This is a genomic window from Pseudoalteromonas obscura (assembly GCF_030135505.1).
Lineage (GTDB): Bacteria > Pseudomonadota > Gammaproteobacteria > Enterobacterales > Alteromonadaceae > Pseudoalteromonas > Pseudoalteromonas obscura.
The window spans coordinates 95,463-115,733 of sequence record NZ_JASJUT010000012.1; the positions used below are offsets into that span (position 1 = coordinate 95,463).

Annotated in this window: 16 protein-coding genes; 10 read left to right on the plus strand and 6 right to left on the minus strand. The window is 45.4% G+C overall.

The genetic code is table 11. From position 1 onward, the window contains the following. Window positions 1-3 precede the first annotated feature (3 nt). The 10 genes from QNM18_RS22065 (at window position 4) to QNM18_RS22110 (ending at window position 11,440) form a co-directional block, all read left to right on the plus strand. Window positions 4-1,863 (plus strand): choice-of-anchor tandem repeat GloVer-containing protein, encoded by a 1,860-nt coding sequence (locus tag QNM18_RS22065; protein WP_284138457.1) that lies wholly within the window; start codon window positions 4-6, stop codon window positions 1,861-1,863. Window positions 1,864-1,996: 133 nt separating this feature from the next. Further along, window positions 1,997-2,605, plus strand: a complete 609-nt coding sequence (locus tag QNM18_RS22070; RefSeq protein WP_211012589.1) for a heme acquisition protein HasA — start codon at window positions 1,997-1,999, stop codon at window positions 2,603-2,605. A gap of 54 nt (window positions 2,606-2,659) precedes the next feature. Then, window positions 2,660-4,552, plus strand: coding sequence for a choice-of-anchor tandem repeat GloVer-containing protein (locus QNM18_RS22075; RefSeq protein WP_284138458.1), 1,893 nt, complete (start codon window positions 2,660-2,662; stop codon window positions 4,550-4,552). Next, window positions 4,549-6,255 carry a type I secretion system permease/ATPase gene (locus QNM18_RS22080; protein ID WP_284138459.1) on the plus strand — a complete coding sequence of 569 codons (1,707 nt, stop codon included), beginning with the start codon at window positions 4,549-4,551 and terminating at the stop codon, window positions 6,253-6,255. The genes QNM18_RS22075 and QNM18_RS22080 overlap by 4 nt, the downstream gene beginning before the upstream one ends. 1 nt (window position 6,256) lies before the next feature. After that, window positions 6,257-7,540, plus strand: coding sequence for an HlyD family type I secretion periplasmic adaptor subunit (locus QNM18_RS22085; protein ID WP_284138460.1), 1,284 nt, complete (start codon window positions 6,257-6,259; stop codon window positions 7,538-7,540). A 96-nt stretch (window positions 7,541-7,636) separates the two neighbouring features. Beyond that, entirely contained in the window at window positions 7,637-8,344 is a 708-nt protein-coding gene (gene exbB / locus QNM18_RS22090) for a tonB-system energizer ExbB (RefSeq protein ID WP_284138461.1), read from the plus strand. 1 nt (window position 8,345) lies between these two features. After that, entirely contained in the window at window positions 8,346-8,765 is a 420-nt protein-coding gene (locus QNM18_RS22095; protein WP_023398984.1) for a biopolymer transporter ExbD, read from the plus strand. Then, window positions 8,766-9,605 carry an energy transducer TonB gene (locus QNM18_RS22100; protein ID WP_284138462.1) on the plus strand — a complete coding sequence of 280 codons (840 nt, stop codon included), beginning with the start codon at window positions 8,766-8,768 and terminating at the stop codon, window positions 9,603-9,605. It abuts the gene before it with no gap. A gap of 278 nt (window positions 9,606-9,883) precedes the next feature. After that, the gene (locus QNM18_RS22105) at window positions 9,884-10,432 is read left to right on the plus strand and encodes a hypothetical protein (protein ID WP_284138463.1); all 549 of its coding nucleotides are present in this window, start codon (window positions 9,884-9,886) and stop codon (window positions 10,430-10,432) included. Between the two features lie 393 nt (window positions 10,433-10,825). After that, window positions 10,826-11,440 carry a hypothetical protein gene (locus QNM18_RS22110; protein ID WP_284138464.1) on the plus strand — a complete coding sequence of 205 codons (615 nt, stop codon included), beginning with the start codon at window positions 10,826-10,828 and terminating at the stop codon, window positions 11,438-11,440. Window positions 11,441-11,602: 162 nt separating this feature from the next. Here the strand turns inward: QNM18_RS22110 and QNM18_RS22115 are convergent, their stop codons facing one another. The 6 genes from QNM18_RS22115 to QNM18_RS22140 all read right to left on the minus strand — a co-directional run bounded on the left by QNM18_RS22115 (window position 11,603) and on the right by QNM18_RS22140 (window position 20,014). Further along, the gene (locus QNM18_RS22115) at window positions 11,603-11,800 is read right to left on the minus strand and encodes a hypothetical protein (protein WP_023398982.1); all 198 of its coding nucleotides are present in this window, start codon (window positions 11,798-11,800) and stop codon (window positions 11,603-11,605) included. 528 nt (window positions 11,801-12,328) lie between these two features. Next, window positions 12,329-12,871 (minus strand): cytochrome b/b6 domain-containing protein, encoded by a 543-nt coding sequence (locus QNM18_RS22120; RefSeq protein ID WP_211012596.1) that lies wholly within the window; start codon window positions 12,869-12,871, stop codon window positions 12,329-12,331. A 177-nt stretch (window positions 12,872-13,048) separates the two neighbouring features. Further along, window positions 13,049-14,329 (minus strand): protoporphyrinogen/coproporphyrinogen oxidase, encoded by a 1,281-nt coding sequence (locus tag QNM18_RS22125; protein WP_211012597.1) that lies wholly within the window; start codon window positions 14,327-14,329, stop codon window positions 13,049-13,051. Further along, complete coding sequence (gene fabD / locus QNM18_RS22130; protein WP_284138465.1) at window positions 14,329-15,192, minus strand: ACP S-malonyltransferase; 864 nt, start codon at window positions 15,190-15,192, stop codon at window positions 14,329-14,331. Before fabD ends, QNM18_RS22125 begins: the two co-directional genes overlap by 1 nt. 535 nt (window positions 15,193-15,727) lie before the next feature. Beyond that, on the minus strand, window positions 15,728-16,828 hold the full coding sequence (locus QNM18_RS22135) for an efflux RND transporter periplasmic adaptor subunit (RefSeq protein ID WP_211012599.1): 1,101 nt from the start codon (window positions 16,826-16,828) through the stop codon (window positions 15,728-15,730). An 87-nt stretch (window positions 16,829-16,915) separates the two neighbouring features. Next, complete coding sequence (locus tag QNM18_RS22140) at window positions 16,916-20,014, minus strand: efflux RND transporter permease subunit (protein WP_284138466.1); 3,099 nt, start codon at window positions 20,012-20,014, stop codon at window positions 16,916-16,918. Between the last annotated feature and the right edge of the window lie 257 nt (window positions 20,015-20,271).

Consider the following 20,271-nt stretch of genomic DNA (forward strand, 5'->3'; position numbering starts at 1 on the left):
AACATGCGAAAAGCTTTTAAGTTGGCACTTATCAGTAGCGCGTTAGTTAGCGCAAACTTGGCAAGCGCCGCTGAGATCAACCTGCAGCAATTACATGTGTTTGGCACACCACAAACCATCATGTTTGGTGGTGATAAGGGTATGTTGCCTGCAAAACCGCCCGTACTACATCCGGTCAGCGGCAAGCTTGTCGGCACTTTTCTCTCTGGTGGCGGTAGCGATTTTGCCTCAATCAGACAGTCCGGTATTTATTATTTTACGCCCCAGTTGACTGAAGGTGCGCTAACTGACTACAACACGCAAGCCAACTCACTGAATACCGAGATCACAGCGTTTGGTACAAATGTTGTTATCGACGGTCAAGGCATGGCTTACGGTGGCGCTAAAACCAGTTTATTTAAGTGGAGCGAAGGCGAAGAAATGCAAGATGCACTGGCGGACCTTGATCTGTCAGGTATCAATAGCGGTAAATTTGAAATACATGGCTTACTCACAGTAGATTCAAATGACAACGTGTACTTCGCAGCCTCAGATCGCAGCGATGACTTTTATGCACTGCTAAGACTCAGCAGCGCAGGTGAACTTGCTACGCTGGTCGATTTCAGCCGCGATGAATACAAACAAGCAGCTGGCGACCTATACGTTTTCACCAAAGGACAATCACCCGCCGCTTTGATTTTTAGTGCAACTGACAATGCCATTTACGGCCTTGCGCATAAATCAGCAGACTCCGCAGGTGCGGGCAGCAATGACGGCTTAGAAGGTGATAACTTTGCCAGCGGTACTTTATTTAAAGTGGACTTAGCCAATGTCGAAACAGATGGCAGCACAGAAGTCACTGTACTCAAGAGCTTTGATGATGAGACTCACGGACTGATTGACGATCATGTGCTGGCAACCAACGGACTCGTTGAACATGGAGACTGGATTTACGGTACGTCACAAAAAACCATCTGGCGCATGCACAAAAGCAATGACAATGGATTCACTGTTCTACACACCTTTGCGACACAAGAAGATAGCCAAGATGGTGATAAACCAGCAGGTCCCCTGGTGTTGGCCGCCGATGGCAACATTTACGGCACTACTTCAAGCGGTGGCCGTGATGGGGAGTCCGGTACGCTCTATCGCATCAATCTAAGTGAAGATGCCAGTGATGTAGACAGAGCTAAAGACGCTTATGAAGTCGTGCTGCACTTTGCTGGTAAAGATTCAATCGCACCTATGGGCCTATCTGTTGGTACCTTACTCGATGGCTCACAAACCATATATGGCGTAACCAATGGCAACAATACCACTGACTCGGGTGGTGTTTTTCAATTTTCTGTCACTCAACACGGCCTCAGTTTTACCACTGAAACAGAGCAGCTCGAACTGGGTGAAAGTCTGGAGCTAAACTGGCAATCCACTAACCTCAGTAGCTGTACCGCCAGCGGTGATTGGGCAGGTGAAAAGGATGCAACAGGTCAAGAAACCATTGAGCCAGAGTCGGAAGGTGACAAATCTTACGTCCTCACTTGCCTGGATACGGATCAAAAAGCCTTTGTTCGCACACTTGAACTGGTAGTCAATGCTGAGCCAGAACCTGAACCTGAGCCAGAGCCAGAGCCAGAACCTGAACCTGAACCTGAACCTGAGCCAGAGCCAGAGCCAGAACCTGAGCCAGAACCTGAGCCTGAGCCTGAGCCTGAGCCTGAGCCTGAGCCTGAACCTGAGCCTGAGCCTGAACCTGAGCCAACACCTGATACGAGTGAAACGCCTGCGCCGGAACCTCAAGAAGACAAAGGCAGCAGTGGTGCATTTGGCGGGCTAATGCTGATTTTGGGCTTGGTAATGGGCAGACGATTCCGCAAAGCCAGATAAGCCAAAAGAATTTGAATTGCAAGGGCATGCCCTTGCCAATAACAACGGACATATCGGATTGGCGCGCAGCCGATATGTCTCAACACGACCGCTAGGTCAATATTATAAAAAAATTAACTATTAAGGATTTATCATGTCTATACAAGTAACTTACAGCGTTAGCTACGACTTCCCTAGCCTAAACGACTTCTTCACTGATGCGTCTCGTTTTTTCACGAACACTGACTACAACGAAAACATTGGTAGCTTTGCTGGTGCTGAGAATCCAAACCCAACTGTAGACCTAGGCTTCTGGGGTATGTTCGGTACTTTCTCTGGTACACAGTATGCGCAAGAAGGCCAAGTGGGTGCTGAAAGCCTAGGATTTATCATTCAAGCTGCTGATGGTTCTTACATTGACTACACATTCTTCGCAGGCCCTTCACACACTATGTACGGTGAAATCGCGTCTATCTCATTCGGCCGCGGTCTAACTCAAAACGCAAACGGTGAATACAGCTTCACTGAAGAGCTTGTGAGCTTCGATGGTCTAGACACGGTTGGTCTAAACGCAGGCTTCGATGCAAATGGTGGCGTAATTGGCCGCAACGCTGGTGACAACACGACACACAATATTGTTGATGGCATGAAAGACTCAGACTTCAGCTACTTGATGAATGTACTTTCTACAAATGGTGTTGACTTAGGCCCAACAGGCACTGTTGGTGTGTCTACCCCAGTTGACTTCGACCTAGTCGCTTAACCTTAGAGCACTGCAGTACAGCTGCAGTGCTATCTGTCATTTATTGAGCCAACTATGAAAAAACTCTGTATCTTTTTGTTATCACTACCTTTCTCTAGCCTTGCAACCACTGCAATTGATCATGTCAGCGTTAATTACCTCACGTCCCTTCACTATACAGGGCCTGAAGGTTGGCCAAGTGCGGGCAAGCCCTTCGCACCGCCCATTTATAACGCAGAACGAGATCAATTGATTGGCCTATCATTAATGGGCCGTACCGGCAACGATGTCGTGGCACCAAGTATGTGGGGGCTAACACCAGTTGAAGGTCATTATTTTGCATTGGCAAAAGATGTAAATGGATTGGTCGGGTTTGTACAGCACCCAGAGTTAGATCGACTGTATAGCATTGATAGTAAAGGCAACGTTTTCTTCGTGCACTCAGATGGCAGCAATAAAACCATTCTCTTTAACAATGAAAATAAAAATCTCTTCACGCAACCTAATGTCAATCCCATATTTGACAATCAAAGTCGCCTGCTGTTTATCGATACAGATCACAAGACCTACTCTAGGTTAATGCGTCTAGAACACGACAATAGCTTGTTGGAGCTATATCGCTTTAACAATAGCCCGCACAGTGACTTTACTGCTGCTGGCGGTATGTTACTCAGTGGCAACACACTTTATGGCTACATAGGGTACCCAAGAGGCATACCATTTTTAGATACCCTATCCATTGACGACGACTTTCCCGTTGGAGCGCTCTATGCGATTGAGCTCAGTGAAAACCCGGTGGACGCACTTACCATACTGCACGAGTTTACTTTACAGCAAGGTGAAATCCCGTGGGACACAAACGCCACTGAAGGCCGCATCGCAACTTATTTAGTGGAAGATGAACAAGGCTATTTATACGGTTCGACCTCAGTTGGAAGCTGTAAAACAAAAGGCATCATTACATACAGTGGCAAAGAGACTGCATTTGCCAACGGTCTCTGCGGTGGAGACTACCTGTTTTATAGCGCGATTGGTGAGCGTGAGCGCTTGATCCATACCGACTACCCTCATTACGATGGCAGCAACCCTCATGGCTCGGTATTTAGGCTCAAAAAAGATGGCTCGGAATTTACCTTACTGCATACCTTTAGCGGCGAAGATGGCAGTCAGCCACGTGGCCCCATGGTGATAACAGAGAGTGGCTATTTGTACGGTACGACAATGGGTGGCGGCGTACATAAAAGCGACTTAATCTCCGTGAGAGAGGGTGGAAAATACCCCGAACAAGCACTCAATATGACAAGTGACGGGACTATTTACCGTATTAATTTGGCAGATATCAAGTTCAAAGATGGCAAGCTTCTTGAGAGCGGCTTTGAGCACGTGCACTCCTTTAAAGGCGGACCTGGTGAAGACGTAGATGGCAAAACACCCACGGGGTTGATGCTGGCAGAAAATGGACGACTCTATGGTACGACCATAAATGGTGGTCGTGGCTATACCAACCAAGCGGGTTGGGTGTATGAAAACGACATTTTGGGCACTGTGTATGAAGTCGATCTCAGTGGTATGAAGCCCACAGGTTCAGTCTCTATCAGTATCACCCCGGGCACTTTAAAGCTCGGCGAAGAAGCCGAAGTGACCTGGAGTAGCAGCAATGCGACAAACTGTATTGCCACAGGCGGTGTCGCGAGCGGCGACTGGGTGCCTGATGGGGATATTGCACCACAAGGTAGTATCAAGATATCTCCAGATTCCGGCGTGTACTCCTTTTCCATCAATTGTCGAGATGCTGACGTCGGCGCTCGAATTGGTGCGCTCACTACGCTCTATGTAAATGCAGAGGCCAAAGTCAAAGAGAGTGAAACCGTTCACTACGGCAATGGCGGTGCCCTGAATTGGGGCTGGCTGGCACTATTGGGCGCTTTGCGGATTGCGCGCGCTCGACGTCAAGGGGATAACTCATGACCCCCCAAACTCAACCAAGTGAAGCATTAAAAGCCGCACTGAATAAGCAAAAGCGTAGTTTACTGCATGTCGCGGGCTTCAGTGCTGTCATTAACTTATTAATGCTTATTCCCGCAATTTACATGCTACAAGTTTACGACCGGGTATTGAGTTCAGCCAATTTAGACACCTTATTAATGATATCCATGATGGTGGCAGGTTTCTTTTTATTAATGGGTGCACTTGAGTGGGTACGTAGCCGAGTATTGATTGGTGTCAGTGAGAGTTTCGATAACGATTTGCACGGCAAGGTATTTGAAGCTGTATATCAACATCAACTCAAATTAGGTAATGCCAACCCCGGTCAGCTTATTAACGACCTCAACCAAGTCCGTCAATTTATGACCGGCACAGGTATTTTTGCCTTTTTCGATGCACCTTGGGCACCTATTTTTCTGCTGCTGTTGTTTTTCTTTCACCCATTACTCGGCGCCATTGCATTGGTTGGCACTTTGCTATTATTCGCATTGGCGCTACTCAATGAAGTCTGGGCCAAAAAACCCTTACAAGCTTCTTCTTTGGCAACTGCCAATGCCACACGACTGGCCAGTGGCATTATCAATAATGCAGAAGTTGCGCACGCTATGGGGATGCAAGGTAATTTACAGGCGCGATGGCAAACTCAGCACCAAGCAGGAATCAGCCATCAAAGTGAAGCCAGCAACTTAAGCTCAGTGCTCACAGCCACCAGCAAAGTGTTGCGCCTCGCACTGCAATCAGTTGTTTTAGGCGCCGGTGCTTGGCTGGCAGTAGATGGCCAAATCACAGCTGGTATGATGATCGCGGGCTCTATCATGGCTGGTCGCTTATTATCTCCAGTTGAGCAGCTTGTTGGTGCATTTAAGCAGTGGCAGAGTGTGAAGCTGTCTCGCCAACGTCTAGATGCGCTATTGCACCAATATCCAGCTCCAAAAGCCGGGCTCGCTCTGCCAGCCCCAAGTGGCAAATTAAGTGTAGAAAATGCCACCTTGATCCCACCAATGGCTCAAACTCCAGTGCTCAGCAATATCAGTTTTGAGCTAGCGCCAGGTGAGGTACTCGCCATACTGGGTCCTTCGGGTGCTGGAAAATCATCCATAGCGAGATTGATAACCGGGATCTGGGCACCACGCATGGGTAAGGTACGCCTGGATGGTGCTGACATTTTTCAATGGGATACACAGAGTTTAGGCCCTCACTTGGGTTATTTGCCTCAAGATGTCGGCTTGTTTGCAGGTAGTATCAGCGAGAATATTGCCCGCTTTGGCAATATAAATGACGAGGCTGTCATCGATGCTGCGCGGTTAGCTGGCGTACATGAGATGATCCTTAAATTGCCCAATGGCTACAACACAATTTTAGGTGAAGGAGGCATGGGTCTATCTGGCGGCGAAAAACAGCGTATAGGTTTGGCGAGGGCGCTGTACGGCAACCCCAAACTGGTGATCCTCGATGAGGCTAACTCGAACTTGGACGATGCTGGCGAAGCAGCACTGGCAAACACCATCAAAACACTCAAGCAGTCCGGTTGCAGTGTTATTTTCATTACTCATAGAGCCAATATTTTAGGCCTGAGTGACAAAATATTGTTGCTCAATAAAGGTAATGTGCAGGCCTTTGGGCCCAAACAGCAGGTACTAGGTGCAATGCAAAAAGCCCAGCAAGGCCACAGAGGAGCAGCGTAATATGAAGGCAAATCAAGAAATTGCCGGCAGTCAACATATCCGTCTTGGCTGGATCACTATCGCCTTCAGTTTGGGCGTGTTTTTAGTCTGGGGTGCATTTGCACCGCTGGATAAAGGCGTGGTTGTCGAAGGTCAAGTGGTTGTTGCAGGGCATAAAAAACAAATTCAGGCACCACAAAATGGCGTTATTGCGGACTTATTAGTGCAAAACGGACAGTGGGTAGAGCAAGGAGACCCTTTGCTGATCTTGGATAATAAAATTGCGAAAAGTCAGCTGGCGGCTGCCACAACCCAATATTATATGGCACTGGCAGAGAAAGAGCGTCTGAATGCTGAATTGGCAGATGCAACCCTCCTCCAATATTCAGCGGCATTGACCAAGGTGAATTTACCCCAAGCACGTCAGGCCATGGCGCTTAATCAACAAGTATTCGAGCAACGCCGCGATGCTTTGCACACACAACTAAAATTACTGCAAGACAACAAACATACCACGCAATCTCGCATCTCTGGCCTAGAGCATGTCGTTGCGAGCCACAATCAAAGAGCAAGTGTCTATGACAACTGGGTAAAGGACACCCAAGCACTGGTTAAAAAAGGCTTTCAATCACAAGAGCAGCTTTACCAATTGAAAGCACAGGCCGCCGAGATCCGGGCGGACTCGGCAAATGCCATGTCAGAGCTGTTGTCACAGCGCGCACGCCTACTTGAGCTAGATACTCAGCTACAGCAAACTCGCAAAAGTTACCGCCAAGAGGTAAGTCAACAAAGGGCAAAAAATCAATCCAATATCAGTGAGTTCCAGCAACAAATGACCACTGCACAATTTAGCCTAGATCACAGCAAAATTCGCGCTCCCGTGGCGGGCCAAGTGGTTGGTTTGGATGCCTTTGGTGACGTCGTGTCTCAATCTCAGCTGCTGATGGAAATTGTACCCAAGGGACAAAAACTGATCGTCAATGCAAAGATCCCGAGCAATCTGATTGACAGTGTCACCCTTGGTCAAGATGTCGACTTGCTATTTAGCGCATTTAATACCAGCACCACACCAAAAGTACGCGGTCAGGTTGAGCGTTTGGCACAAGATACAGTGAACGACGAACGTACCGGAAAGCCCTACTATCAAGTAGCTATCCGAGTCAGTGAAGATGCGCTTACTGAAAACTTGGTGTTACAAGCAGGGATGCCAGTGCAAGCCTTTGTCAAAAATGGCGAGCGTTCAATGTTAAGTTATCTGCTAAAACCATTAACTGACCGCATTCCAAATGCGATGGCTGATACATAAAGTAAAAAAATTTAAAAACTAATTACGCTTTTTTTAATCTCACGCGTTCTTTAAACATAAGGGTTTGTTTTTAGATAAAGCAGGATTGAACAAAAGATGAAAAAAGCCACTGCCTGTGTTGCACTATTGCTCACATTTGAGGCCTCGGCCGCTGGCGGCTCCCTCACCGCTTACGGTATGTTTATGCAAGCAGATTGGGTGGTCAAAAGCGTCATGTTAACGTTGGTCGCTGCATCAGTGGCTTGCTGGGGGATCTTTATCGCCAAGCAAAAGCAAATTGCAGCTGCACGCAGCCGGCTCAGCGAGTTGCTAGCAAACAGCCGCAGCAAAAATAACCTAGAACAATTGCGTACTCCGAGCGTTTTAGAAGCACAGTTAGTCACTGAAGTGCTCATTGAATTAGACTGGGGCGCAAAAAATAATGCCACAGCTGAAGGAATTAAGGAAAGATCCCTCCAGCGAATGAAGAGCCGTGTCGACGAGTTCACGGATGGTTTGACTCAAGGCACAGGTTCGCTGGCTTCCATTGGTTCAACAGCCCCCTTTATCGGTTTGTTCGGTACGGTGTGGGGCATAATGAACAGCTTTGTTGGCATTGCCACCACCAATACCACTAATTTAGCTGTTGTCGCCCCAGGCATTGCCGAAGCGTTATTGGCCACTGCGGCTGGCTTAATCGCTGCAATCCCCGCGGTATTGATGTACAACCATTTTACCCGAAATATTGCACTTTATCGCAAACAGCTCAATGCCTTATCAAGCCAGTTACTCGTGCTCGCTGGTCGCCAATTAGAGCTACGTTAGCATGGCGATGATGAATGACGGCGAGCAAGATGAGTTCGCACTCAACAATGAAATCAACATGACACCCTTTATCGATGTCATGTTGGTATTACTGATTATTTTCATGGTTGCGGCACCTTTATCAACGGTGTCAGTGCCCCTTGAACTACCCGGTGCCAATGCAGAGCACCAAGCTCTAGACCAAAAACAACTGATTTTATCTTTAGATAAAGAGCGACAACTTTTTTTAGGTGACAAAGCCATTGCCGAGACAGAGCTCGCTCATGTCCTCAATGACGCCAGTGGCAATAACCTTGAACAAATCATATTTATCCGTGCTGATCAGCAAGTTAATTATGGGGCGCTTATGTCATTACTGAATACGCTCAGAGACATAGGTTATCTCAATGTGTCACTGGTCGGCGAAGAGGACCTGAATTAAGTGCTTTCTCGCCGTGATTGGTCACTCGCATTTACTTGGGCCATTGTTTTACACCTAGCTGTACTTGGGGTTGCGCTGTGGCATTGGCAGCCTTCAACGCCGCTTCCTCCAGCTCCACCTAAAGCCCCCTTCGTGGTCAAGCTGGCGCCGTTGGCCAAGACCCATAGTCAATCTCAAGAACTTCAGAGCACACAAGCTCTATCGGCCAACACACCACCCCAAGCAAAAGTTGAAGCAATTACGTCCAGTGATATCGGGTTAGTGCATGAAGGAAAAATTGCCGCAGCTAAGAAGCTTGCGCAAACCACACCACCTGAGCCCAACCCAACACTTCAACCAGAGCCAGATCCGCAACCGTCCGCTGAAACTGAACAGGTTGCGGCGGTCGAACCGCACAAGCCAGAGCCTCAACCACAGCTTGAAAAACCAGAGTTGATTGCAACAAAACCGGCGCAACAGCAAAGTGTCGCCAGTCAAGCCAAAGCCATTCAAGCAGAGACAGTGGCCACGCAAAATCAGGCCCAACAGCAAGGCCAAGATGAGATACTCACTTTGCAAATGACACAAAACTGGCAGGCCGAATTAATTGCCCACCTAGCAAAGAAAAAACGCTACCCAAAAATAGCGAGAAAACGCCGTCAAGAAGCCACCGTGACGGTGCGTTTTACAATAGATGCACAAGGCCAAGCGCGCGATATCGAAGTGGTTCAAGCTTCTCGCTATCCACTGCTCAACAAAGAAGCAAAAAGTGTTGTGAAGCGCGCGCAACCTCTGCCGCTACCACCCGAAAAAATGGTCAACAATAAAGTGCTGGTGCCAGTGCGCTTTTATTTGCTCTAACCGTGTTCAAACTTGAAAGACATTGGCTTTGTTTCAATAGGATTAGATTAAGCGTGAAAAATCGAACTAGATCAAAACGAATTCTTTAGTAGGATAATTGTGCAAAGTTCATTTGGTGTCGATCTTAAGCCCTGCCATCTCTCTGTTGGGTACATCAGTAAGTGTATTGAAAGCGCTTCCCGCTGCCTATACATAGTTATGTGCGACTCAAGGTATTCTTGAGCACGGAGGTACATCTACCCAATTGTAATCACAATAAAAAAGGAAGAATGTTACACATGGTTAAGCTGATTGCTCTTCTATCTATCGCTTTTATGCTAACTGCATGTGATGATTTTAAAGTCACTGACTCGTCTAATATAGTGAGTTACACCAGAATAGACGGTGGACAGGTACACTTTGATTTGGAAAAGTTAATGTATTACGAGGGAAGCTCTTTTTCTCCCATTTTTCCGTGTCAGTTAAGCGGGTTTAAACGCTGCTATATGATTTCTTCAACTGTGCTTGCCATCCCAGATGAAAGCATGCTGCCAGGCCCACTCAAAAAATACGTAACCGGTACAATTGAAGAGCTCTCTTCTGAGTATGAAATAACTCGCTCTGTGCTTTCGTTTGGCAAAGAACAATATGATGGTTATTTTATAAATATTGGCGGATCGCCACCAATAGAGCCTGATGACAACTATTATGGGGCATATTTCTATAGTGTAGAATACGGTATAATCGTTTTTGAAATTAACCACTATTCTCCCAGAGATATAATGTTAGGGGATACCAATATGTATTTGTCATCACCGTCCCTTTGGAGCATTAACGGCTTTAAGTAGCAACACCCACCTTAGGTTACAAAGCGCAGTTGCAATCACATACCAACTGCCCACCTTGATAAAATTAACTAGGCAGTGTTAGTACACTAACAAAAGGAAAAAGCCCAACAAGGGTAGGTACTAATACAGCGATAAATAAAATTAATAAACCCGATGGCATTGAATCCACTATAGGTACGGGTCATACTCACTGGAACAATAACCAAGCGGTTAGCTACCACGAAACAACTCATACTCGTTTAGTAGTTCAACAACTTGGCTTGAAGAAATACGTTATATCGGTATCAACCAGTAAAAGTCACTATTGATAGATGAGCTGGAAAAGAGCCAAAAGCGCGCTCAAAGGCCATGAAACGACGCTCAAAGGTAAATTGATAAAAGGAGTGAAAATTGGTGGCTAAAAAACTTTTATCAGCTCTATTGTTAGGGGTTTCAGCTGTTCCGACCTATGCAGAAAGTGCTGACGCTTTACCAGAGGCCTTTGAATTAATGTATAAATGCGGTGATAGTGAATTTCGTGAAAATCTCGAGAGTCACTATACGGTCTTCGAGTCAATAGAAGGAGTTAAGGCTTTTCTAAAACTCAAGTTGCCTTCTTGGGCATTTTCTATGTTCAACCAAGTCGCCCAACAAGCGTACGAACAACATCTTAAGCAAGAAGTATCACTTGAGTCGATTGAGTCTGCTAGGGTGTATTTCTTTGATACTTTGCGTGTCGCACTGGTTGACAGAGCGAAGCAAAAAGGTCTAAAAGTGGGTGATTGTGAAATGGAAATTGCTGACATAATAGATGAATTGAATCGCAACAAAGCATACTTGCTTTACAACAACAGTTTTCATAACTTCTTTATGCAAGCGAATATTCCGCTTGCAGCGCGCGGCAATGACGGTGTGACATTTCTTCTCGTATTGATGGCTATGCCACAGGCCAGTTTAGTACCTGGAATATGCAAAACTTATCGCCAGCAAGGAGCCAGAGGGACTGCTCAGTTCTCCTATTGTAATTAACATAAATCACAATAGCTCATCTGCAACACTGCTGGGCTATTTATCACGCTTCAATAGCGCTCTACCCACACTAAAACGACAGTGTAAATGCACAAATCGCTTCTTTACTCTGCATTACATAAAGCAGCTGCTATCACATACCAGCTGCCCACCTTGGTAAAATTAACAATCTCTCATTGAAAAATCGCGACAAGTCCACAGACCGCCCGTACATAGCCTAGTGCCATCGCACTCGTCTCGGGTGTCACAAAATGCTGAGTTTGGGCCACCACCAGCAACACGCGGTGTCGCTTCAATACCTACTGACTTGCCATTAAGAGACATACTTTTTAGGTGACGTTTGTTTAGTTTAAGCTTCATAAGTGATTCCTTTTATGTTTTTTTGAACTTTGACTAATTCTTAATCACACTACTTTGTATACAATATACTGTCAATGGTTTTAATTTTGATACTGCACAATGCGTTTTCACTGCTTTTTGACGACGAAAATTAACTAGAGTTAGCGTCCACAAAGAAGATGTACAAAAAGGTAAGCGTTGTTGCCTCGCCAGATATAAACAGCCGTAGTAACTAAACAGTCGAGTGTTACAACTCGACATTGCGGTAAAAAGCGCAGTGCTCGAGCGCTAAGACAGCACTGTAGATGCTTGATTATAAAATAAGCATATTAATCATTATCTTAAAATCAGTAATGGTGTTACCTCAACAAACGTAGGTGTACTAAGAAGTTGAGAGTACTGGGCTCATTTTAGGCGAGTAGATTAAAGTGGGTGGGCACGAGTCAATTTAAAACTTGACCCTCCCCACACCAGATGGGCTCTCGCACCATTAAAGTAGCCAACATCAAGGCTTTGCAGCTTTGATGCATTAAACTTTACCAATATCGGTCACCACATGCGTTGCAGGATGCGATTGCCTGAATATTGATGTTTTACCAAGGCACCTAAGTGCATAATAATAAATGCGAACAATATATAGCTGCTGTACTTATGAATAGTAAAATAAAAGAGCAGCCAAGTCTTATCCGTTACAATAGGCTCCATACTCCACAAACCAAACATACCGAATGGCCTATCCATCATCAACACACCTGAAACAAGCAGTATTGCAATCAGGTTGTACATACAAATGTGGGCAAGGTGCGCCACTTTGACTTGTGCAGTTGGCAATGTTTCACTGTAGCTCGGCTTTTTGGTGCGTACCGCATGCGCCACTCGCCAAATAAAAAATGGGATATATAACATTGTCAAAGACACGTTAAAGTCTGCAATGACCTGTTTTACGTCTTGTAAAAAGGTCGTCTGAGACTGAGCCGTTGAAGGTATAAAACTCACAAGTATACCTGACAGCATGGCCCATATAATTACCACCGCTGACACCCAGTGCAGTGCTCTGGCCGTGCGATCAAACTTTAAAACTGTAGATTCCATAGTCACATCTGAGTAAAAGTAAAAAAGTCAGCCTTTTAGATTTAAAGTTAATGGATCATCTAAACTTTCCCTTAAATTAAAGGCGCATGATGACACCTCAATCTTGACTAAAATGGTCAGTGATTAAGGTGCCCGGTGTGATTAGATCACTCTACTCGAAAAGAGCTGGCTGATTTGTCAGGCCTGAGTAAAGTTGTTCACCGCTTTTTTAGCTGCTGATAGACAGGAACCCATATTGTGTCCCTCTAAGTAGTCACCGGCAATCTCTAAGCCTTCAATGCTCTTAACATAATCGCAGATGATTTTTTTCGCTTGAGAGTGATTGGCACCATAGGCGCATAACCCGCCCATATGCCTTTTCACATGGTAGCGAACTCTTGGAGATTTAATTGGAAGAATTGACGAGAATTCGGATTCAGCCAGTTTGACTAACTCTTCATCAGAGAGCTTCAAAGCCTCTCGCCCTTTTTTACCGGCAATAGTAAAGCGAACTGAGTTAAGTTTATATGATCGGTTCGCTGAACAGTGACCGATATGGAAACTGTCGTCAAACATAATAGACTGGCAGTCTTCAGTAAATATGTCAGATTCATATTCTGCATTGATCAGGGCAACAGGGAAATACCTGACCAGTTTTATCGCTTCTTTTACATGCTCAGGTAGATCAATTACGTTCGGCAATAAGTGTAGTGGTAAAGTTACCAATACTTTACTCGCATCAACACGCTGCTCACCATCTTGGTTTTCCACCATTAGCCCGGCTATCTTATTGTCCTCAATTAGGACTTTATTAACGCGTGTATTTAATTGTACATCGTGATTGGACGCCAGCGTTTCAAAGAACTCTCCAATCGTATTGCTAAATGTACGTAAAGAACCCACACCAAATGGCATGATATGCAGCAAATTAGAGTAATAAGTTTCTTCTGGTTCGGCACCACCCATAATAATCGAGAACATGCGCAGAGGCCCTTTGCAAAGTTTCTCATGGAAGTGCTCAGTGATAGGTGCGTGATCGTACTCTTTTTCAACCTCAAGCAGCTTACCTTCGTCGAAATTGAGTTGATGTTTATGCTTTAACTTGTAGTTGATCATGCGTTTGAACTGCAAGCTTCCCGTGATGCCGATATCTTTCATCATGGTCACAACTTCGGCAAAGCCCATCGTTTTACGAAATGTTTTGAGCTCGCCATTCATGATAATATTAAAGGCATGATGTTGCTTGTCTAGCTCATTCATTTTTAGGTCATTGGCAATTTCAAAAAAATGAGTCCAGGATTCAGCAAAGTTTTTTCCGCCAGTCTCAAAGTAGCCATCTTCAAGCTTTTCATATCCAGCACGCCCACCGGGCTGCCCTTCTGATTCATATACTGTTGAAGAAAAGCCACTCTTCTTTAAAAAGTGTGCACTACCTAGTCCAGAAATACCGGCGCCAATAATATGTATATCTTTATCCATTATGCTACTTCCTTATTATTCTCTTTATTTGATATGGATGAAATTAGTTTGCTCAACACATTTCCTGGACCAACTTCCTCAAAGTCACATTGGTCAGTTGCATTGATATAACTTATAGAATCTACCCAGTGGACTGGGCTGCTTATTTGCTTAGTTAGATTTTCAGCAATGGAATCTGCTTGGTAAGGTTTGGCCGTTACATTTGAAATAACGGGTACTGAGAGTGAACCAAAAGTAAATTGCTGCAAGTAATGACCAAAAGCTGCCTCGATAGTTTTCATGTATCTAGAGTGAAAAGCGGCACTCACTGGCAACTTAATAAATTTGGCGCCACGCGCTTCAAATGCGCTTTTTGCAAATTCAATGTCATGTAATAGGCCCGATATAATTGTTTGCACTGGACCATTGTAGTTAGCGACATCAATATTATTTAGGGAGTTTGTTTTTAATACATCGTGGATTTGTACTTTATTCAAACCAATGACCGCAGCCATCACCCCATTCTTCGCCGTGCTCATCAACTCGCCACGTTTTTTTACTAATCGTAATCCCGTTTCAAAGCTAAATGCGCCCGAAGCAAACAGTGCGGTATATTCGCCCAAACTGTGTCCAGCATAGAAATCGACTTTTTCGCTCAACTCTTGCTTGCTCTTTAAGTAGTGCAACGCATTCACCACATAAAGAGCAGGCTGAGTGTACTGTGTTTTGGACAAAACGTTGTTTGGATCGACTAAACACAACTCTTTGATTGAATATCCTAAAATATCATCTGCAACACGCACATAATCGACAAATTCATCAAACAGTTCCCCTCCCATCCCAACCTCTTGGGATCCCTGTCCAGGGAAAACCATCGCCTTCATAATATCCACCTTTTATAATTATATTTTTGTCATATTTTTTGAAAATAACTCGACTTAAACTTCGCTCGACGTCACACAATATCTCGGTCACCTCATACGAAGAAAAGTAGTTCCTCATTCCCAGTTACTTTGTATTCAAAAAATAAAAATCCTTGGATGTTTTAGTTTATTGCTTAATTTTCGAGCCCATCAATTAACCCGGTTCTAGTGGGTTCATCTCTAGGTGCATCGTCACTGATGACCTAGCATATTTTCTAAAAGTTCTTTAACGGCCAGTGTGATCTTGACTAACGCTGCGCTACCAACATTTACTTTGCGGCATCACTTCCTCATTCACCAATGCGCTTTTACTTTGTCAAACTGTATCAATACTGACTCTGTTGATATGCTTTCCTCTGGTTAGTTTTAAATAACGACACTTGCCGCCTCGCGGTATGTGTTAGCTTGTATATACAGGCCCAAAATGCGCTTTTGCAAAAGCACTAAAGAGGCACTTCGAGGTGATGTCATTCATCGAGGTGCCAGTTTTTAGCGATTAAAGGAGCGGTCGCACCAATTGCCCTGGGCGAACCCGTTCCGCACCTCGAACAATGACGGTATCGCCATCACTTATATTGCCTTTAACCACAATATAGTCGTCGGTGCTGGTGCCAAGGTTCACTGGCACTCGAAGTGCTTTTCCTTCGGCATCAACGGTATAAACAAAAATTTGATTTTGTCGCAATACCAGCGCGTCTCGCGGCACAGTGACTTGATTTTCAGCTGCACCACTTGGCAACTGGACTTTAACCGCTTCACCAATCACCCAATCCGGTGAATCTGGTTTGATCCGTACTTCCAGCATACGTGAGCGTGTGTTACCAACAGGGATCACACGCTCTATCACACCCAATTTAGGCGCTGACATGGCTTCTGCCTGAGCGGGTTGCAACTGAACACGTGCCCCTAAAGTTAAGTTGTCGTACAGATGGATCGGTGCACGCAGCGTAATTTCCTTTTCATCGACATTCACAAAGCGCAATAACGCTTGCCCTTCGGAAAGGTATTCACCGAGCTGAGCCAAGCGCTCGACAACCACACCATCAAATGGCGCCACGATCCGAGACTGCTCAACCAAGTATCGAGTGCGCTCGACTTGAATCTCTGCAGCCGCTAAATCTTGGCGACTCATATCTCGCTCCATTTCCAATCTATCTAGCTCTGACTGTGAAGTACTATTTTGCTCTGCTAGTTTTTTCTCTCGTGTGATTTGACGCGACAAGTAACTCAGATGGGCTTTGAGTCGCTCTACAGTCGTTAAATTATCTCGCAGGCGCAGTCGCAATAAGCGATCGTTGAGTGTTGCCAATACATCACCTTTTTTAACGCGCTGCCCTACCTCAGCAATATTTAACAGATGTCCAGCAACTTCAGTGGCTATCCTTGAATCGACTAAGCTAATTAAATCCCCAGACAACCATGTGGCTGGCGCAACTTCCTGCAACTTTGCTGTTGCCACATCTACTGCAACCCCTTTTGGTTTCGCTTTCGCATTATTATTTGCGAGCACTGATGTCGTCGATAACATCATCAATAACACCAGCCCGCAGCTCAGTGCCTGTTGCCCAAAAATTTTATGTTTAAAAATCTTCTGCATTACTTACTTACCTAATTTGAATCCAATACTTTGATTTATACTGGGATCAGGCCCTAACCCAATCCACAGCTAACTTTAATTCTGTCTTCACGACTGAGACAAAGACGCCCGCGGTTCATCGTTTGCGTCATCCGTAACCGGCGCTAAACCTTTGCCCATACGCAACAAGCAAGGCAATAACAATAAAGTAAAGACCGAACTAATGGTCATGCCACCAACAATGACCGCAGCCAAGCCTCGGTAGATTTCACTGCCATCACCAGGAATTGCTAATAGAGGCAGCATGCCGACGATACTGGTAGACGTACTCATGAAAATAGGTCGTAAGCGTAGCTGCAATGCGCGCTCAACAGCTTGATGGCGATCCAACCCTGAGCGCTCTCCCATACGAGTTTGATGCACCAATAGAATCGCATTGTTCACAACTAAGCCGAGTAAAATCACAAACCCAATCATGGTCAATAAATCCAGCGACTGATAAGTGATTGAGCTGATAGCTTGTAACGCAACAATACCGCCCACCATAGCCAAAGGCATCGCCAAGACAACGAGGAAGCTATCCTTCACTGAACGAAATAGCGCACTCATTAATAAGAATAACAAGCCAATGGCAAACAAGAAGTTCTGACCGAGCGTCAGCACTGCCTGACGCAAGTTATCAGCGCTGCCGCCATAGATTATATTGCCATCCTCTGGTAGTACTGCACGGATACTGGGTTCAACCTGCCCTTGCAAAATGTCGAGTGTTTCTTCAAGCGTTTGATCTTGTGGTGGCATAACTTCCAACGTGATCGTTCTACGGCCATCCACTCTCAGCACCCTGCCCGGGCTCACAGTACGTTCAACACTCCCCAGCTGATTGAGCGTAACTAGGTTGCCTGTCGATGTGATCACAGGGGTATCTGCCAAACTTTCTGGGCTATCCCAAGGTGCTGTTTTAACTATAATATCGAGTCGTTTTTCACCATCAAAGTATTCCCCAACATAGGCTCCATTACCGAGCGTACTCACCAACAAGCCAAGATCTGTGCGGTTCCAGCCTTGCTCAGCTAGACGCGCATCCATAGGCGTAACACGTATTTCTGGCTCTGCACTTTGCCTTCTTGGATGTACGCGAACTCTCGCTTTTGGCATTGCTTCTTTTACTAAGTCAGTGGCTATCCTCGCAACTCTATCGAGTTCTTGTGGGTCTTTGATTTGAATATGGATCGGCACACTGCGGCTTCCGCCTAATCGGCCAAACAAGCTCCGTTGATTAGGAAAACCAACCAAATCAGGTAAATCGGCCAAAATCTCATTTCTGATTAAGGATTTAATTTCGTTGACCTGAGATAAATCTTGACCGATCACCCCCATATTACCGCCGCCATCAGGGAAGACCATGATGTAATAGTCTTTCAAAGCAGGCTCTCGTTCACCATTTAAATAAGGCTGTAAACGCTCTATCATAACGTTGACAACATCTCGCTCTAGCGTCGTGATATTCGTCGCAGGTGGGAACATTAAAAAAGCATCTACACTGTCTTGTTTGACCGGCGGTAAATAGTCAATTTTTGGTAATGCGAGCCAAGAAACCGAAGCAGGCACACCGATCAACACAACGGTTAATATCGCTCTTCGCATCGGGCTAGACGTTAAGTTCATAACCCAACGAGTGATACGATTCCACAGCGCGTGTAAATGGTCAGCACTTGAGAGATCTTTATCTGAGACGTAACGATTCATCAACAGCGGCGTGATTGTCAGCGCAACCAATAAAGAAAAACACACTGCAATCGCGATGGTTAAAGCCAAATCACCAAACAGCTGCCCCTCCACATCTTCTAAGAACAGCACAGGTATAAATATGGCGACAGTAGTAGCTGTAGAGGCTAACAGTGCTGGCCATACTTGCGTTGCACCTTGTACAGCAGCTGTAAAACGGTCTTTGCCTTGCTCTCGCAACCGGATAATATTTTCCAACACCACTATCGATGCATCTACAACCATACCCACAGCAAATGCTAAGCCCGCCAATGAAATCACATTAAAACTGCGGTCCATCAGCTTTAGCACTGTGAAAGTGGCCAGCAATGACAACGGGATCGCCACTGCAATGATCATGGTTGCTCTAAGCTTTCGTAAAAACAGCCATAAAATACCGATGGACAATAGCACGCCAAACCCAAGGTTACTGGACAGTAAATTGATTGAACGATAAATAAATACTGAAGAGTCGAAAGACTGCTCCATGGTTAATTGGTTTTCTTTTAAAACACCTTGGCGAAGCTCATCAACCGCTGCTTTCACTAAATTGAGTGTCGTTAGGACATTTGCGCCGGGTTCGCGATCAATTCGAATACTAATCGCCGGGTTACCATTTTGTACCGCAAGATTGGTACGCCTGCCATCTGCAACCTCTATTGTGGCAATATCACCGAGTTTAATCGCTTGACCTTCATGCCAATCAATAATTTGATCTGGCAGTGTACTGGGATCGTAACGGCCCGTCATGCGCAGTGTATATTGACGTCTTCCAAGATCGACAAGCCCACCCGATACGTCGTTTGCACGGCCGAGTAATCGAGCTAACTCAGGGATGCTCAAACCCAGCTGAGCGGCGCGATGAGGGTCTATGGTAATTTGTAATTCTTGATCGCTACCTGCACCGCTGCGCACTTCGACATTACCTACACCCGGAATGGCCATCAATACGGGTCGAATGACATCATCAATAAAGACGCGATATTCACTGATCGGTTTAGGGTTGCCCGGTAAAGACTGAAGAAAGAAAAATGTCAATGCTGGCGCACCGCCACCCAGTCGGATCTGAGGTTGGGTTGCATCGCGCGGCAGGGGATCGAGTCGATTCATTCGACCAATCACATCAACCATCACTTTTTGCATGTCTGTGCCAATGGAGAAAGTCAGGTTCATTCTGGCAACCCCGGTACTGGTGCTGACATTCAACTCTTCTAACCCAGACATGCCCTCCAATACCCGCTCGATTGGTACGACAATTTCTGATTCCATTTCTTTTGGCGACGCCGTACGCCACGCCGTTTGTATTGATAATTGAGGGCGTTCAATATCAGGAAGCAATTGAATGGGCAATTTCACTACAGAAAAAATCCCCATTAAAGCGACAATCGCGATCAAAACCGCCGTTACAGCCGGCTTTTTCATCGTTATTGTTGTTAAATTCATCTTTGGTAGTCCCTTTATACTTAACTCGTGTTCAAGCCTATCCAACTAAGTCGGAGAGGCAAAACAGCTGATGAGATATAAAGGAAGAATACCCAATGAGTTTAGTCACTAAGCTCATTAAGTAATTCATTCCTTGAAATCTAATCAATCAAATTGGCTAACAGCAATTTTTATATTAACCACCTTGCGGCGGTTTTTGTTGTCTCTCAAAAAATACGAGAGACGATTTTTATACAAGCTGGTTTACCCAACTCACT